Source organism: Mesorhizobium sp. B2-8-3 (assembly GCF_006440815.1).
In the GTDB taxonomy this organism is placed as follows: domain Bacteria; phylum Pseudomonadota; class Alphaproteobacteria; order Rhizobiales; family Rhizobiaceae; genus Mesorhizobium.
Genome location: NZ_VFTW01000008.1, coordinates 23,151 through 39,726, shown reverse-complemented (window position 1 = coordinate 39,726; position 16,576 = coordinate 23,151). Strand labels below are relative to the sequence as shown.

Below are 16,576 nucleotides of genomic sequence, written 5' to 3'. Positions count from 1 at the left end.
GGGTGGGCCAACAGCGGTCGAGTTACATGCTGCATGTCTTGTACCTTGTGCATGACGTATCCGACCCGGCGGTGCGCCGGAGGGTTCAGATGCTCAAGGCAGGCGGCGCCAGGGTCACCTTGGCGGGCTTCCGCCGCACCACCGGTCCGGTCGCCGAAATCGAGGGTGTCGAGCCTGTCGACCTTGGCGCGACGCGCGACGGTCGATTCGCGCAGCGCATCGCCGCGGTCGCCAAGGCAGCCGTGTCGATCGGCGCGAAACTGGGCGCCGTGTCCAGGCCCGATCTCATCATCGCGCGCAACCTCGAAATGCTGGCGCTGGCCCGCCGCGCCAATGGCGCGCTCGGAGCGAGCGTGCCGATCGTCTATGAATGCCTCGATATCCACCGTCTTGTGCTGCGCGACGATTTCGTCGGCAGAACGCTGCGTGGCGCCGAACGTCATCTCGCCCGCGACGTGAAGCTTCTGGTGACGAGCTCGCCGGCCTTCATCGCCAATTATTTCGAGCCGTTCGGGCAGATCGGCGCGCCTGTCGAGCTGATCGAGAACAAATATTTCGAGGCGGCATCCGTTGTCGCGGCGCATTCTTTCGAGGACGACAGCCCGGCGACGCCGCCTTGGCGCATCGGCTGGTTCGGCGCGCTGCGCTGTCGCCGCTCGCTGGAGCTGCTGGCCGATTTCACCCGCCGCCAGGCGGGCCGTTTCGAGGTCGTGCTGAGAGGCCGCCCGGCGCTGTCCGAATTCCGGGATTTTCACGGTTTCGTCGAGGCAGAGCCCTGGCTTTCGTTCGAGGGGCCTTACCGCAATCCGGAGGACATGGCGACAATCTATGGGCAGGTGCATTTCTCCTGGGCGATCGATTTCTTCGAAGCCGGCCAGAATTCCGAATGGCTGCTTCCCAACCGCCTCTATGAGGGCTGCCGCTTCGGCGCCGTGCCGATCTCGATGGCGGACACCGAAACCGGCAGGTTCCTGAAACGGCAGGACATCGGCGTGCTCCTGCCCGAAGCGACGCCCGAAGGCATCGAGGCGATGCTGAGCCGGATGGATCAGGATCGATATCGCGGCCTGAAGTCGCGCGTGTTGGCGCGCAACCCCAGAACCTGGAGCTACGACCGCAGCGATTGCGCGGCCTTCGTCGACAAGCTGCGCGGCCTTGCCGCAATGCCTTCAAATTTTGCGACGACGGAGGCGGCGTGATGGCGGGGGATTCACAAGAGCCGATGACGCAGGCCACCACATCGATCCTGATCGTCATTCCATGCCTCAACGAGGCAGCCCATATCGGCGGCCTGCTCGACCAGTTGAGGCCCGCCGCGGCGCGGCTCGGCGGCCGCATCGTCGTCGCCGACGGCGGCAGCACCGACGGCACGCAAGCCATCGTCGAAAAGATCGTGGCGAAGGATGCCCGGGTCGTCCTGCTCGCCAATCCGAAGCGTCTCCAGAGCGCCGCCATCAATCTCGCGGTGGCGACCCTTGGTGAAGACGCCGACTACCTCATCCGCATCGACGCGCATGGCGGCTATCCGGACGATTACTGCGAGCGGCTGGTCGAGGAAGCCCTTGCCACCGGCGCCGATTCGGTCGTCGTTTCGATGCTGACCGCCGGTACCGGCGCCGTGCAGAAGGCGGTCGCTGCTGCGCAGAATTCCAAGCTCGGCACCGGTGGCTCGAAGCACCGGCACGTGTCCGAGGGCGAATGGGTCGACCACGGCCATCACGCGCTGATGCGCATCGCCGCTTTCAGGCATGTCGGCGGCTACGACGAGAGCTTCAGCCACAACGAGGACGCCGAGCTCGACTACCGCCTGCGCCAGGCCGGCTACCGCATCTGGATGAGCGGCAGGACGCAGATGGTCTACTATCCGCGCTCGACGCTGAAGAGCCTCTATTTCCAGTATCTCGGCTATGGCCGCGGCCGCGCCAGGAACGTCCTGAAGCATCGCATGGTGCCGAAGGTTCGTCAGATGATCCCGCTGCTGGTGGCGCCCGTGGTGCTGCTCGCCCTGTTTTCCTTCGTCCACTGGACCGCGGCGGTGCCTTTCCTTTTGTGGATGGCCGTGTGCCTCGGTTACGGGCTGGTGACGGCGCTACGCCAGCGCAACGCTAGCATCGCGCTGGCCGGGGTCTCGGCGATGGTCATGCATTTCGGCTGGTCCGTCGGCTTCTGGCAGCAGCTTCTGGCGTCGCGCTCCCAGCGCAAGGTGGCGTGATGGCCAGCCGCTCGATCGACATCTGCATCTGCACCTTTCGCCGGCCGGAGCTGGCCGACACGGTGCGCTCTGTGGCCGCGCTGGAGAAGCCCGAGGGCGCGGTGATCGGCGTCGTTATTGCCGACAATGACGACGAGCCCAGCGCGCAGAAACTGGTGAAGGCTTTGGCCGAAGAGCTGAAGCTGCCGATCCGTTATCGCCACGCGCCGGCGCGCAACATCTCGATCGCCCGCAACGCCTGCCTCGACGCCTGCGTTTCGGATTTCGCCGCTTTTATCGACGACGACGAGACGGCGTCTCCCGGCTGGCTGGTCGAATTGATGGCGGCGGCCGACGCCACGGGCGCCACGGCGGTGCTCGGACCGGTGCGGGCGCATTATCGCCAGGACGCGCCGGACTGGATGCAGAAGGGCGACTTCCATTCCACCTTCCCGGTTTGGGTGCGGGGCGAGATCCGCACCGGCTACACCTGCAACGTTCTGCTCAAAATGACCGATGCGAGCCTGCGCGGCCGGCGCTTCAGCCTGGCGCGCGGCCAGACCGGCGGCGAGGATACCGAGTTCTTCGATGCCATGGTCAAGGCCGGCGGCCGCATCGCCTTTGCACCCGAGGCTTTCGTCGACGAAGTCGTGCCGCGCGCCAGGGCCGCGTTCGACTGGCTGCGCCGCCGCCGCTTCCGCTTCGGCCAGACGCATGGCCACCTGATCGGTCGCGGCGCCGGCGGCGTGCGCCGCGGCGGCCAGGTCGGGCTGGCTGCGGCCAAGGCCGTCTATTGCTTCGGCATGGCCATTTTGACCGCGATCAGCCCGGTTCGACGGAACCGCAGCGTGCTGCGCGGCATTATGCACGTTGGCGTCATCAGCGGTTTGGTCGGCGTCCGCGAAATCCGCCAGTACGGCCTCACTTCGCCAGAACAAGGAAACAAGCGTGCAGCCTGACGTCAGTTTCGTGATCGCCGCCTATAACGCGGAGGCCACTCTCGACCGCGCCATCGCCGGCGCGATCGCGCAACTTGGCGTGACCGTAGAGGTCATTGTCGTCGACGACCAGTCGCGCGACGGCACGCTGGATGTGGCGCGCGCTTATCCGCAAGATATCGTCAAGGTGGTGGCGCTGCCCGCCAATCGTGGTCCTGGCGGCGCCCGCAATGCCGGCCTCGACCTGGCGCGCGGCCGCTGGGTGGCAGTGCTCGATTCCGATGACGCGGTCCTTCCCGACCGCGTGGCCACGATGATCTCGCGCGCCGAAGCGGCGGGTGCGCAAATTGCGGTCGACAATGTGCAGGTCGTGCGCGAGGACGGCACGCCCGACGACATCATGTTCCCGGCCGGCTATCTCGAAGGCCTGCGCGAAATCTCGCTGGCCGACTACATCGCCGGCAATCTGGTCTTCGAATCGCGTTTCAATCTCGGCTATCTGAAGCCGATTTTCCAGCGCCGCTTCCTCGACGACAACAGGCTGCGCTACGACGAGAAGCTGCGCATCGGCGAGGACTACATCCTCCTGGCGAGCGCGCTGGCCAGCGGCGGCCGCTGCGTGGTTGAGCCGACAGTCGGCTATGTCTACCACATCCGCTCCGGCTCGATCTCGCGCATGCTCGAATTGCATCACGTCGAGGCGATGACGCGCGCCGACGCCGCCTTCGCGGCGGCATATCCCATGGACAGCAGCGCAAAGGCGGCCTTCGCCAGGCGTGGCCGCAGCCTGCGCAAGGCGGCGTCGTTCCTGTCCCTGGTTCAGCATATCAAGGCGCGCGCCCCGCTCAAGGCGATCGGCGCGGCGCTCAGGGATCCGGCCGCGATCGGGCATATGTCGATGCCGATCGCGGTCCGGCTCAGAAGGGTTGCGGCGCAAGTTCGCCGTGGGGGTGGGGAGATGAAGCATGCGGGCGATTTGATAGCCGGCGATAGGTAGAAATCTTTTCTCTCAGAAGGAAGAGCAGATGCAGAAAGTCAGGAAGGCAGTCATCCCGGTGGCGGGGCTCGGAACGCGGTTCCTGCCGGCGACCAAGTCGATGCCGAAGGAGATGCTGCCCGTCGTCGACAAGCCTGTCGTGCAATATGCCGTCGACGAGGCGTTCGAGGCCGGCATCGAGCACATCGTCTTCGTCACCGGTCGTAACAAGGCGGTCATCGAGGACTATTTCGACCTGCATCCTGAACTGATCGGCACGCTGGAGCAGACCGGCAAAAAGGCGCAGTTGCAATCGCTGGAAAGCCTGTTGCCGGAGGCCGGCGCCACCTCCTTCATCCGCCAGCAGTCGCCGCAAGGTCTCGGCCACGCCGTCTGGTGCGCGCGCGACGTGATCGGCAATGAGCCCTTCGCGCTGCTGCTCCCCGACATGGTGTCCTTTGGTGCGCGCGGTTGCCTTGCCGAGACGGTCGATCTTTATCAGCGGACCGGCGGCAATGTGATCGCCGTCGAGCGCTGCGATCCCTCCGAAACCGGAAAATACGGCATTGTCGGCCGCGGCGCCGACGTGGCATCCGGCTTCGAAGTGACGGCGATGGTCGAAAAACCCGCGCCGGCCAATGCGCCGTCGAATTTCTACATCAATGGTCGCTACGTTCTGCAGCCGGAGATATTTGCGCTGCTCGGCAACCAGCAGCGCGGCGCCGGCAACGAGATCCAGCTCACCGACGCCATGGTGCGGCTGGCCCAAAGCCAGCCTTTCTACGCGCGGCCTTTCGATGGCCGCATGTTCGATTGCGGCTCCAAGGAGGGCTTCATCGAGGCCACCATCGCCTTCGCCCTGGCGCGCGACGACATGAAGGGGCCTGTCCTCGAGATGTTGCAGCAATTCGTCCGGTCGCATGAGCGCCGGGAAGTAGCCGCATAATGCCCATCTTTCGGGTGCATATACGAACCCGCGATGGCGCGACAGCCACTCAAGCGCCAGGGCCTTCCGGCCCGGCGCATCCTGGCAACGACGTTGCGCGGTCTTTTCTGGTCACGACGCCGATCTACCAAGGCCGATAGCGCCTGCAACCTGGAATTGGACCGAAGATGAACTATGCCAACTTCCCTCTCGACAAGAGGATGCCGTTGCCCAGCACCGATCCGGAAAAGGGTGAAGACTTCATCGACATCGAGCGTCTGCTTGGCATGGCCGCCCGACAGGTCAAGGTGGTGGCGGTCTGCGCCATCATCGGCCTGTTCCTGGGCGTGATCTATCTGCAGACCACACCCAAGCAATATATGTCGGTGGCGAGCGTCCTGATCGACGAGGGCCTGAACAAGGTCGTCGACGATATCTCGGCGGCGTCGCAAACCATGCAGACCGACGCTTCGCTGCTCAGCCAGATCGAGATCCTGACGTCCGCGCGCCTTGCATCGGTGGTGGTCGACAAGCTGAAGCTCGACCAGAACGAAGCGTTCATGAACCCGCCGCAATCGGCTCTGGCCAAGGGCATCGGTTTCTTGCGCGGCGCGGTCGGCTATTTCCGCGGCAGTTCGGCCGATGACATCCCCGGCATGCAGAATGTCGACGAAGCGACGCGCCAGGCCATGATCAAGACGGCACGCCACGATTATGCCGTGCTGAAGCTGCAGAGCGAGGTGCTGGCGCAGCGCAACGGCCGCAGCTACGTCATTTCCATCGGCTACCAGGCGCCCGATCCTGCCTTGGCCACGGCCATCACCAAGGCCTATGCCGACGCCTATCTGGCTGACCAGCTCAATGCCAGCTTCGACGCCACCGAGCGCGCGGCCTTGTGGCTGCAGGGCCGGCTCACGGAGTTGCGCGAAAGCTCTCAGCAGGCAGCGATGGCCGTCGAGAAGTTCAGGGCCGAACATGGATTGTCCGCCAACAGCGACGGCCAGCTCTTGAGCGACAAGCAGCTCGCCGATCTCAACGCACAGCTCATCGTCGCCCAGGCCGATACCGCCAGAGCCAGCGCCCGCTACCAGCAATACAAGGCGATCGTCGACAGCGGCTCCGAAAGCGCCTTCAACGATTCGGCCATCGGCGCCGACCAGCCGAGCAGCTCGGTCATCATCGCGCTCAAGACCCGCTATCTGGCCGTCGCCAAGCGCCTGCAGGACGTCGAGACGAATTTCGGCAAGGATCACCCGCAGGCGATCGCGCTGGCCAAGGAAAAGGCCGATGTCTCGGCGCAGATCTTCGGCCAGCTGAAGCAGCTCACCGAAAGCTACCGCAACGATTTCGAGGTGGCGCAGGCGCGCGAGACGGCTTTGCGCGACAAGATTTCCACCGCCGCCGGCAAGAGCTCGATCGACAACCAGTCGCAGGTGAAGCTGAAGGAGCTCGACCAGCAGGCCCAGGCGCTGACCACGCTCTATCAGACCTTCCTCAGCCGCTATGAGGAAGCTTCGCAGCAGCAGTCCTTCCCGGTCGGCAAGGTCCGCATCATTTCCGACGCGACGATGCCGCTCGCGGCTTCCAGCCCGCGCACCTTGCGCGTGCTGGCGCTCTCGCTGGTGCTCGGCCTGATGCTTGGCGCCGGCTTTGGCGGCCTCAACGAGTTCAACGAGCGTTTCTTCAGGACGGGCGAGGACATTCGCGACCGCGTCGGCCTGAAATTCCTCGGTTATCTGCCGACGATCGGCGGCGGCAAGGCCAAGGATAGCAAAGCCGACGACCTGCCGGCCGACAGCAAGGTGGCCAGTCTCTCCGCGGCTGAGAGACGGGCGCGCATGCGCGTCAGCATCGACGCCCCGGCCTCGATGTTCGCCGAGACGCTGCGCAACGCCAAGATCGCCTTCGACGTGGTGATGGAAGACCGCGGCAGCCGGGTGATCGGCGTCATTTCGGTGCTGCCCGGCGAAGGCAAGTCGACGGTCGCCGCAAACCTTGCCGGCCTGCTCGCCGCCAACGGCGCCAAGACCCTGCTCATCGACGGCGACTTGCGCAATCCTGGCTTGAGCCGCAGCCTCGGCATGGAGGCCGAGCAGGGCCTGATGGAAGCGGTGGTCAACGGCCAGACCTGGCAGTCGGTCGGCAAGGTCGACCGCCAGACCAAGCTCGCGATCATTCCCGCCGTGCTGCGCGGCCAGTTCTCGCACACCAGCGAGCTTCTGGGCTCGGCCGGCATGCGGCGCTTCATCGACAACGCCAAGGAGACGTTCGAGTACATCATCGTCGACCTGCCGCCGCTCGGCCCCGTCGTCGACGCCAAGGCTTTCGCGCCGCTGGTCGACGGTTTCGTGCTGGTCACCGAATGGGGCCGCACGCCGCGCAACATGGTGCGCTCGATGCTGGAATCCGAGCCCTATATCGCCAACAAGGTGATCGGCGCGGTGCTCAACAAGGTCGATTTGAAGAAGCTGGCCAAATACGGCTCGCTCGGTGGCTCGGAAAGGTTCTTCGACCGCTATTCGACCTATTATCTGGACAAGTCGGAATCGCGCGCCAAACAGGCTGCTTGACGCGCCGTCTTCAATCTCTTGAAGACAGCAGCCGGCCGTATTTGCCGACGATCCTGAGCGCGGTCAGCCGCCCGGTTTGGAAGGCACCGGTGTCGATGTCGAGCCGGCGCCCGTCGAGCGTCGGAACCTCCACGACCGTGTGTCCGTGCACCACCCAGCGGTCGAGACGGTGCGCCGCCTCGAAGAACTCCTCGCGGATGTTGAGGAGGTCGCCCTCGTCCTGCGCCTCGAGCGCGATACCGGGCCGGATACCGGCATGGACGAAGACGAAATGCTCGGAGCAGACCATTATGGGCAACGTGCGCAGGAAGTCGACATGGCCGGCGGGAAAGGCCTCGCGTATATGCGCGTCCGTCCGTTCGCTGGAACCGTAGAGGCTTGCCAGGCGGTCCGGATCGATGCCGTAGGAGAACAACGTCTCGCGCCCGCCATAGCCGAGCCAGGTCTCACGCGAGAGATAGCCATCCAGATAGAGGAGCAGCGCGACCTCGTGGTTTCCCACCAGGCAGACGCGCAGGAACCCTCTCGGCGGCGGCGCCATCAGATGGTCGACCACGCGCCGCGAGTGCGGCCCGCGGTCGATATAGTCGCCCAGCATGATGATGATCTTGCGGCCGCGGAAGCGCTGCGCATCGATCTGGATCTTTTGCTCCAGCGCGCGCAGTTCGTCGTGGCAGCCATGCACGTCGCCGATCGCGTAGATGACCGTGTCGCGCATGTCCATGACGAGGCGCTCGCGTGGCGCGGGTCGAGGGCGTCTCGATCGTTGGAAAAGATTCACGGATTGAGGCTCGGCTATTTGCACTGATCTGCGCCTCGATATCATGCCGAATGCAAACAATTCCACACCGGCGCGCGATCGGCAGTCGCGTCGTCAGGCGGCCTTCAACCGATAGCGGAACAGCGTGTAGTCCAAGAGCAGCCGGATCCGCGGCTCGGCCTCGGCCGCGATCAGCCAGCTCACCACGATCATGGCAGCGGCGACAACGGGAATAGCGGCCAGATAGGGCACGCCGGCGCGCATCAGGGCGCCGAGCATCGCCGCACCGACGACATCGTGGATGAGATAGAGCGGATAGGTCATCAGTCCGATCCGCCGCCAGCCGCGCCAGGACAGGTCGAGGCGCAGCGACCACGCCATCAGCGCCACCGCTGCGAGGAAGACGACGATCGGCGCCGTGTAAGGCATCGCGGCTTCCACCTTGACGCTGTGCACATCGACCGAGCTCGCGATCTGCAATGCGCCCCCGAACAGGAACAGGGCCGCGAAGGCAAGCCGCGGCAGGGTTACCGCCTTGAAGCGCATCAGCCACAGAAGCACGCCGACGGCGAAGAACGCGCCGTGATGCACCAAGGCCAGCTGCAGCCAGCGCGTCTCGGCGAGATCGGTCCAGCCGAAGGCGAAATAGGCGCACCAGAACAATGTGCTGGCGAGGCCGATGACGATGGCCACTATCTCCATCAGGTCGAATCGGCCGAACCGCAGCAGGACCCAGACGATGGCATAGAACGCAATCTCGATACCGAGCGTCCAGTAGACGCTGTCCACCCAGGGTTCGAAGGGCACGAACAGCCCGGTGCGGACGAGGCGGATCACGGCGTCCGTCGGCCAGGAGAGGCCGACAGCGAGCAGGACGATGGCGGAGATCGGCGCGCAGATCCAGACCGCCGGCAGCAGCCGCCGGAAGCGCGCCTCGAAGAATTTCAGCGGCGTGGAATTCTCGGCGCTGAAGGCGATGACGAAACCGCTGATGACGAAGAACACCTGCACGCCGACCCAGCCGGAACCGGCGAAGGCCATTTCGGGATGCGGCGGGATGCCGCCGGTGGCGCGCGCCGAAACGCCGTCGGGGAAGGCCCAGACCCAGAAGCCATAATGATAGAACATCACCATGACGGCAGCCAGGAAACGCAGGATGTCGACACCGCCGAATGTCGTCTTGTGCTGAGCCATGCCGTGCCTTCGGTATGGCCCCCCACGCAAACTTTAAAGTCTATTGCTGCGCTGCACAACAAGCGATTGCAGTGCGGGACAAGTTCGTGAATTCTTCCTTAACGCGGCAGTCTGCTTGGCGACTACACCCCGATGCCGCGGCCCTTCAGCGCCACCGTGATCTCGTCGAGAATGGCGGGATCGTCGATGGTCGCCGGCATTGTCCATTCCTCCTTGTCGGCGATCTTCTGCATCGTGCCGCGCAGGATCTTGCCGGAGCGGGTCTTGGGCAGCCGCTTGATCGTCACCACCGTCTTGAAGGCGGCAACCGGGCCGATCCGCTCGCGCACCAGCCCTACCACCTCGCTTTCGATCGCGCCGCTATCGCGCGACACGCCGGCATTGAGCACGACGAAGCCGAGCGGCACCTGGCCCTTCATGGCATCGGCAATGCCGATGACCGCGCATTCGGCGACATCGGGATGGGCCGCCAGCACCTCTTCCATGGCGCCCGTCGAGAGCCGGTGGCCGGCGACGTTGATGATGTCGTCGGTGCGGGCCATCACATAGAGATAGCCGTCCCCGTCCATCATGCCGGCGTCGGCGGTCTTGTAGTAGCCGGGGAACTCCTCGAGATAGGCCTGGCGGAAGCGGGCGTCGGCTTTCCACAGCGTCGGCAGGCAGCCGGCGGGCAATGGCAGCTTGACCACGACATTGCCGAGCGTGCCGCGCGCCACCTCGTGGCCGGCATCGTCGAGGATACGGATGTCGTAGCCCGGCATCGGCACGCCGGGCGAGCCGTATTTCACCGGCAACAGCCCGAGCCCCGCCGGGTTGATCGTCATCGGCGAGCCGGTCTCGGTCTGCCACCAATGGTCGATCACCGGACGGTCGAGCTTCTGCTCGGCCCATTTGATGGTTTCGGGGTCGGCGCGCTCGCCGGCCAGGAACAGGGTGCGGAATTTCGACAGATCGTATTTCGGCACGAACTCGCCCTTGGGATCCTGCCCTTTGATGGCGCGGAAGGCGGTCGGCGCGGTGAACAGCGCCACCACGCCATGCTCAGCGATCACCCGCCAGTAGGTGCCGGCATCCGGCGTGCCGATCGGCTTGCCCTCGAACAGCACGCTGGCGCAGCCATGCAGAAGCGGCCCGTAGACGATATAGGAATGACCGACCACCCAGCCGACGTCGGAGGCAGCCCAGAACACTTCGCCGGGCTTCACGCCGAACTCGTTGTCCATGGTCCATTTCAGCGCGACCATGTGACCGCCATTGTCGCGCACAATGCCTTTCGGCTGGCCTGTCGTGCCGGAGGTGTAGATGATGTAAAGCGGGTCGGTAGCCAGCACCGGCACGCAGTCGACATTGGCGCCGGCCGCACGTTCACGCGCCACCGCGTCCGCATAGTCGAAGTCGTAATTGTCCTTCATCTCGCAGCGCAACTGCTCGCGCTGCAGGATCAGGCAGGCGTCGGGCTTGTGCTTCGACATCTCGATCGCCTTGTCGAGCAGCGGCTTGTAGGCGACCACGCGTCCCGGCTCCAGCCCGCAGGACGCGGTGATGATCAGCTTCGGCTTGGCGTCGTCGATACGGGTGGCGAGCTCATGCGAGGCGAAGCCGCCGAACACCACCGAATGCACGGCGCCCAGCCTCGCGCACGCGAGCATGGCGATCGCAGCTTCCGCCACCATCGGCATGTAGATGATGACGCGGTCGCCCTTGCCGATGCCGCGATGCCTCAGCACCGAGGCAAGCGCGACGACCTCGCGCTTCAATTCGGCATAGGTGAATTTCCGGATCGTGCCGGTGATGGCGCTGTCATGGATCAGCGCCAGCTGGTCGGCGCGTCCGCCGGCGACATGGCGGTCGATTGCGTTGTAGCAGGTGTTGCAGGTGGCGCCGATGAACCAGCGGCCATAGACGCCTTCCGCCGGATCGAAGACCTTTTCGGCTGGCATATACCAGTCGATCGCCTTCGCCGCCTCGGCCCAGAACCCTATGGGGTCGCTTTTCCAGCCCTCATAGACTTCGCGGTAGCGTGAGGCCATGTGGTCTTCCTCCCCAGGAATAGCTTTCATCAACCGGCAAATAGCCTAAGCCGGTTCCGCCGGCCATGTCTTCCTGCATTTTGGTCCACTCCGCTCTCGCCTTGCCGGCCAATATACGGCAGCATCGGGTTTCGGCCGAACGAGGGGGAGATGAGAGATTTGCCTGCCGTGGCGGCGCTCGGCCTGTGCGTCGTGTTTGCCGGCGCGGCGGCACACCCGGGCGATGATGCGGCCGCGCGGCGCATCATCGGCTTCTCGCTGGATGCTGCAGGGGTCAGGACGGCAGGCCGATGAAGGTGCTGCACGAGGACAAGGCCGGGCCTGGTTCGCGCACCTGTCCGACATCCTGCAGCCTGTCGGAGATCTATGAGTTCGCGCCCAAGGGCAAGCCGGTGGCGATTGCCGCGCTGGTCCAGCGCTTCAGCCAGGGCTTCGAAGGCCGCGACCGCCGCTTCATGGCGGTGACGGGCCAACTGCCCTGATCGCTTGGTCCTGGTCGCTCAGACAAGAGCCAAACGATTCTTCCGCCCTCTCGCGAGAGCGCCGTTTATGCCTGGTCTGCGATATCAGCCGGCTTAGAGCGGTAGCGCCGCCAGCATCAGCCCGACGCCGCCGGCGATCAGGATGGCCGCCGCAAGCGCCTTCCGATGGCGCTCGAACGCCGTCGGAGCACGTTCCCAATTGTAACGCATGCACATCACTCCCCAAAGCCCGGCGGACTCATAGCTTACCCAAGGGCATGAAGGCAAGACCTCGCTAATATTCGCCCCGCGACGGGCAAGGCCTGCCGAGCTATCGTCCCCTTCGCCACCCCACAGCGATGGACAGCCTTGCTGTGCCGCGCTAATTGCTCTTCAGCGAAGGGAGCGGGCGGATGGCGGAAATCGGCTCTGAAACGGTGCTGCGCATGGCGGACGATGCGTCCGTGCAGCATGTCGGCGATGGCGCCGTCGTGCTTCTGGCGCGCAGCGGCCAGCTTTACACCTGCAACGACACGACCGAGGCTTTCCTCGACAAGGTGAACGGTGCGCGCAACCTCGACCAGATCGTCGACCTGCTGTCGGACGAGTTCGAGGTCGACAAGGCAACGCTCGACCAGGATATGGCCGAATTGGCCGCCGAACTGGTGGCCGAAGGCATCCTCGCCGACCCGGGCGCGTGATGGCCGACGGCCCTGCCCTGCGCGTCCTGTTCCGCGTCCATTTGTGGCTCAGCGCCCGGCTGATGCCGGTGCTGGTCGGGCGGCGCGATTTCGAAGGTGTGTTGAAACTGGCGCCGCTGCAGTCGCCGGCGCCCTATCGCGACTTGCCCTGGACCTACATCGTCCACCGCGTCAAGCGAACGGTGCGGCGTCCCTGGCTGATGCGCGACCGCAGGTGCCTTCGGGAAGGCCTGCTCGGTTTTCGCTTTCTGCGCATGGCCGGCCTTGATCCGGAGCTGCGTTTCGGCGTCGATGCCCAGTCGATGAACGAGCCTCGCCTGTCGGCGCATTGCTGGGTCTGCCTCGACGGCAAGCCGGTGGTCAGCGACAGCCAGCCCGGCATGGTGGAGATCTACCGCCACCCGGCCAGGATGAAGGCGCCAGCCGCTTGAGCGACCAGACTTTCCGCTACGACCTCAACGGTCAGGTCCTGGGCATCACCGCCGCGCGTGCCGATCTGTGGCCGAGCTTCGACCTGATGCTCGGCGCCCTGCGTGTGGACGAGCCTGTCCAGCCCGGCTTTCGCGTCGACATCGTCGAAACGCTTGAGTTGCACGAGAACCCCGAAGGAAAGCTGGCTTTCGACGGCGAAGTGCCGGTGGACGGCCATTGCCGCATGATCGACGCCGGAAGCGTCTTCCATCTCGTCTTCCCGGGCCAGCAGACCGTGTCGATCCACGACGGCGGGGGCCAGGCCGAAATCCGTCTTCATCCGGACAGCAAGATCAAGTGGACCCTGCTGATGATGGTGCTGGACGCGGCGCTCGACGCGGACGGCCAGCATATGCTGCACACCGCGGGCCTCACCTTGCCTGGAAAGGACGGCCTGGTTCTCATTCATGCGCCAAGCGGTACAGGCAAGTCGACCACATCGCTCGCGCTTGCGTCGCGGGGCTTCGGCCTCTGCTCGGACGACGTGATGATCCTCAACGCAAGCGGGCAGGGCATCACGGCCTGGGGCATGCCGCGCAGGGTGAAGGTCCACCGCAACACGGCGGCGATGCTGCCCTTCGTGGCGCCTTGCCTGGGCGAAAAATGGGACACCGAGGGCGAGCAGTCCGTTTCGCTGGACCGCCTCGGCGAAATCATCCGCGTCGAGGATGTGCGCGCCAGACCCGTCGCCGCGCTCCTGCATCTTGCGCGTCCGGCAGGCACCGAGACCCGGCTGCTGCCGATGGCCAGGACCGACGCCATGGTGGCTTTGGCCACGGACAATGTGCGGACCGGCATGACCGGCCTGCTGTCGCTGCAGAAAAGGCGCATGGCGATGATCGCCGCCTTGGTGAAGGCGGTGCCGACCTTCACGCTCGAAGTCGGGGCAAGTCCCGCCGATGCGGCCTCGTTGATCCAGGCAGCGCTGCCTGATTGAGGCGTGTTAGAGCAATTCCAGGAAAAGTGTGAGCGGTTTTCCGTCCGGGAATTGCGACAAAACAAAAGCCTAGAGCATGATCCCGAAAAGTGGGAACCGGTTCTCGGAGAAGATCATGCTCCAACAAAGAGTTAGCCCTTCGCGCCGAAACGCCGGATGTGGAAGGATCGCTGTTCCCGCCGTGCCTGGCGGGGTTTCGACTGCCATCGCAACAACAGCCTGGACAGCTTGTTGTAGCCCAGATGGACGACGCGGGCGTCGGCGCAGTCGAACTCCACCAGCCCCCATCGGCATTTCGCCGCTTCGCCGCTGGGTGGCCCCAGGCGGCGGACCGGCTGAGCCAACCGGACCGGTCTTCCATTGATCAGCACACTGACCGGAACACTCGATCCGACGATCCGGCACAGCCGGGCGACATGGTCGCTTGACGACTGCGTGCCGACGATCAACGGGCCCTGTTCGATCTGCGCCCAGACATATGCCCCATCCGGCTGGGGCAATCCGGCAAGCCCGCCACGGCAAAACTCGGGCGCAATATCCGCCGCGAGCGCAGCCATCGCGTCGGCCAGGGCCCGGTTCACCGTTGCGGCCGAATGCCAGTCCTCTGCTACAAAGCCAACATGCGCGAGGATGTCGCCCTCGTCGAAGCCGGACGTCATCTTGTGCAAGGTCACGCCGCCATGGGCTTCATGCATCTGGTCGATAACCAGCCGGTGAATCGGATGCGGGCCGCGATAGTGCGGCAGAAGCGCGGGATGCAGGTTGAGGCCGCCGTTTGGAAACAGCTCCAGCACGGTTCGCGGGATCAGCTTGCCATATCCGAAACAGATCAGAAGATCGGCGCCGAGCACGTCGAGCTCCCGCCCGAGCGTATCCCAGTCGTAGGGCGGGCTGAATTCGATCAGCCGGGGCATGGCGTGTCTGGGATGAAATATCAACGCAAACCGTCGCCGCAGGCGACGACGCAGGACACTGAAGCTGAAGCGTTTGCCGGCACGTGGACCCGGCACGACCACGGCGGCGATGCCGTGGCCGCCATTTGTCCAGCGCGCAAGCATGGGCGCGGTGACGGGAGAAACCTCGGTGACGAACACGGCCGAGAGCGGTTTCTCCATCCCAGGCTCAGGCTGGATATGGTCGCGGCCGCGCCAGCCTCTGCACCCAGCGGAAGGCATCGCGGCTGAGGCGCGAGCGTAGCTTTTCGCGGGAATTGACCCGAAGCAGCATGTTGCCGGTGATGAGCCATTTCGCCAGCCGTATCGAGAGGTCAGGCTTGATGCGGTTGGCAAGCTCGATCGCGCGTGGCGCGCCGAACAGGCGTCCGGTGACGTTGAGGACCGTGGCCAGCTCGAGCTCGATGCCGGTCATGCGGGCGGCCTCGAGCAGCCGCGTTTCCTCCTCCGGCGATTTCAGCCCCCGCACGCCTTGCAGCACGTCGACGCAGAGCTGCAGCCGGTGGAATTTGTGGCCGCCGGCGGCATGGACGATGGCGATGGTGAGCAGCGCGGCCGGCGTGTCGGTTTCGCCGTCGTCGATCGCCTGCAATTCCCGAAACCCGAGCGACAGGCGCCGGCGCATACCGGTGTCGTGCACCAGATCGCCATGCAACTCGATCAGCAGGCTGGAGTTCTCTTTCTCCAGCCATTTGAACTCCTGCAATTCATGCGACTCGGCCTCGTCGCTGCCGAGCTCGAAGCCGCATTCGCCGATGGTCTTGTTGGCTTCCTCGATGCTGGCGGGGTCGACGAGAATGTCGATGTCGGTGAAGGGACGGTCCGCAACCTGGCGATAAAGCTTGCGTGCGAAAACCGGTCCCTTGACGATCCGGGCCGGCACGCCTTTCGCCGCCAATGCCTTCATGATGCGGTCGCCATGGTACTGCAACAACATCGACTGACCGGTCGCCATCGTCGCTTCATCGCGCAACTCCGACAATTTCCGCTGCAAGGCTGTGTCCTGCGGCAGTTGAGCGTCGCCGATTTCCCTCAGTTTGCGCAGCATGATCGGCAGCACGCCATGAAACTCCGCATTGGCGAGCAGCGCCAGCAGGGTTTTGGCCGCAAGGCCATTGCCCGCGGCGGCCGGTGCCTCGGGGTCGGCGAAGGTCAGCAGCAGTTTCTCATCGGCAGGCGCAAGAGAAGGCAGCATCGATCTGGTCGAGATTCGTCCATGGAAGACAGATATGGCGAACATGGTTGCAGAAAAGCATCAGGGATGCCAGCAGCGCGGGGCACACCCCGCGCATGAATTGACAGTGCGAATAGCTTTGCCGCATTCTCACAAGCTGGAGTCGGAGGGCACGAAAATGACCAAGAAGCAATATCAAGCACCGGTGCTGCGCAAGGTGGGCAAGCTGTCCGCTGTCGTCGCTGGCCCGTCAAAGGTGGTCTAGGCCATCAATCCGCAGCTTCAGCTCGGCTGA

Annotated in this window: 17 protein-coding genes; 12 read left to right on the top strand and 5 right to left on the bottom strand. The window is 64.7% G+C overall.

Annotation, left to right across the window (positions count from 1 at the left end):
• Nucleotides 1–26: 26 nt before the first annotated feature.
• From FJ418_RS14605 to FJ418_RS14580, 6 genes are all read left to right on the top strand, one after another.
• Complete coding sequence (locus FJ418_RS14605; protein ID WP_140866562.1) at nucleotides 27–1,199, top strand: glycosyltransferase; 1,173 nt, start codon at nucleotides 27–29, stop codon at nucleotides 1,197–1,199.
• A 23-nt stretch (nucleotides 1,200–1,222) separates the two neighbouring features.
• On the top strand, nucleotides 1,223–2,212 hold the full coding sequence (locus FJ418_RS14600; protein WP_140866966.1) for a glycosyltransferase family 2 protein: 990 nt from the start codon (nucleotides 1,223–1,225) through the stop codon (nucleotides 2,210–2,212).
• Nucleotides 2,212–3,150: a glycosyltransferase gene (locus tag FJ418_RS14595; RefSeq protein ID WP_140866560.1), complete on the top strand. Its 939-nt coding sequence runs from the start codon at nucleotides 2,212–2,214 to the stop codon at nucleotides 3,148–3,150. The genes FJ418_RS14600 and FJ418_RS14595 overlap by 1 nt, the downstream gene beginning before the upstream one ends.
• Entirely contained in the window at nucleotides 3,140–4,126 is a 987-nt protein-coding gene (locus FJ418_RS14590; protein ID WP_140866557.1) for a glycosyltransferase family 2 protein, read from the top strand. The genes FJ418_RS14595 and FJ418_RS14590 overlap by 11 nt, the downstream gene beginning before the upstream one ends.
• Nucleotides 4,127–4,154: 28 nt before the next feature.
• Nucleotides 4,155–5,051 (top strand): UTP--glucose-1-phosphate uridylyltransferase GalU, encoded by an 897-nt coding sequence (galU, locus tag FJ418_RS14585; RefSeq protein ID WP_140650430.1) that lies wholly within the window; start codon nucleotides 4,155–4,157, stop codon nucleotides 5,049–5,051.
• 167 nt (nucleotides 5,052–5,218) lie between these two features.
• Nucleotides 5,219–7,600 (top strand): polysaccharide biosynthesis tyrosine autokinase, encoded by a 2,382-nt coding sequence (locus FJ418_RS14580; protein ID WP_140866554.1) that lies wholly within the window; start codon nucleotides 5,219–5,221, stop codon nucleotides 7,598–7,600.
• Between the two features lie 10 nt (nucleotides 7,601–7,610).
• Here the strand turns inward: FJ418_RS14580 and FJ418_RS14575 are convergent, their stop codons facing one another.
• The 3 genes from FJ418_RS14575 to FJ418_RS14565 form a co-directional block, all read right to left on the bottom strand.
• On the bottom strand, nucleotides 7,611–8,324 hold the full coding sequence (locus FJ418_RS14575) for a metallophosphoesterase (RefSeq protein ID WP_246683046.1): 714 nt from the start codon (nucleotides 8,322–8,324) through the stop codon (nucleotides 7,611–7,613).
• Nucleotides 8,325–8,474: 150 nt separating this feature from the next.
• Nucleotides 8,475–9,554 (bottom strand): acyltransferase, encoded by a 1,080-nt coding sequence (locus FJ418_RS14570; protein WP_140866548.1) that lies wholly within the window; start codon nucleotides 9,552–9,554, stop codon nucleotides 8,475–8,477.
• 122 nt (nucleotides 9,555–9,676) lie between these two features.
• Nucleotides 9,677–11,584, bottom strand: coding sequence for a propionyl-CoA synthetase (locus FJ418_RS14565; RefSeq protein ID WP_140866545.1), 1,908 nt, complete (start codon nucleotides 11,582–11,584; stop codon nucleotides 9,677–9,679).
• Between the two features lie 150 nt (nucleotides 11,585–11,734).
• Between FJ418_RS14565 and FJ418_RS31925 the strand changes: the two genes are divergently transcribed.
• From FJ418_RS31925 to FJ418_RS14545, 5 genes are all read left to right on the top strand, one after another.
• Complete coding sequence (locus tag FJ418_RS31925) at nucleotides 11,735–11,878, top strand: hypothetical protein (protein WP_181166942.1); 144 nt, start codon at nucleotides 11,735–11,737, stop codon at nucleotides 11,876–11,878.
• The gene (locus FJ418_RS14560; protein ID WP_140866542.1) at nucleotides 11,875–12,066 is read left to right on the top strand and encodes a DUF2259 domain-containing protein; all 192 of its coding nucleotides are present in this window, start codon (nucleotides 11,875–11,877) and stop codon (nucleotides 12,064–12,066) included. Before FJ418_RS31925 ends, FJ418_RS14560 begins: the two co-directional genes overlap by 4 nt.
• Before the next feature lie 392 nt (nucleotides 12,067–12,458).
• Nucleotides 12,459–12,746: a PqqD family protein gene (locus FJ418_RS14555; protein ID WP_140644822.1), complete on the top strand. Its 288-nt coding sequence runs from the start codon at nucleotides 12,459–12,461 to the stop codon at nucleotides 12,744–12,746.
• Nucleotides 12,746–13,177 carry a lasso peptide biosynthesis B2 protein gene (locus tag FJ418_RS14550; RefSeq protein ID WP_140866539.1) on the top strand — a complete coding sequence of 144 codons (432 nt, stop codon included), beginning with the start codon at nucleotides 12,746–12,748 and terminating at the stop codon, nucleotides 13,175–13,177. Before FJ418_RS14555 ends, FJ418_RS14550 begins: the two co-directional genes overlap by 1 nt.
• Entirely contained in the window at nucleotides 13,174–14,154 is a 981-nt protein-coding gene (locus tag FJ418_RS14545; protein ID WP_140866536.1) for a serine kinase, read from the top strand. Before FJ418_RS14550 ends, FJ418_RS14545 begins: the two co-directional genes overlap by 4 nt.
• A gap of 131 nt (nucleotides 14,155–14,285) precedes the next feature.
• Here the strand turns inward: FJ418_RS14545 and FJ418_RS14540 are convergent, their stop codons facing one another.
• A complete protein-coding gene (locus FJ418_RS14540; protein ID WP_181166941.1) occupies nucleotides 14,286–15,269 on the bottom strand; it encodes a formyltransferase family protein in 984 nt (327 codons plus the stop codon).
• A gap of 7 nt (nucleotides 15,270–15,276) precedes the next feature.
• A complete protein-coding gene (locus tag FJ418_RS14535) occupies nucleotides 15,277–16,302 on the bottom strand; it encodes a nucleotidyltransferase family protein (protein WP_140866531.1) in 1,026 nt (341 codons plus the stop codon).
• A gap of 34 nt (nucleotides 16,303–16,336) precedes the next feature.
• On the opposite strand from FJ418_RS14535, the gene FJ418_RS14530 reads away from it, so the two are divergent.
• Nucleotides 16,337–16,546 (top strand): hypothetical protein, encoded by a 210-nt coding sequence (locus FJ418_RS14530; RefSeq protein ID WP_140866528.1) that lies wholly within the window; start codon nucleotides 16,337–16,339, stop codon nucleotides 16,544–16,546.
• The last annotated feature ends 30 nt before the right edge of the window (nucleotides 16,547–16,576 follow it).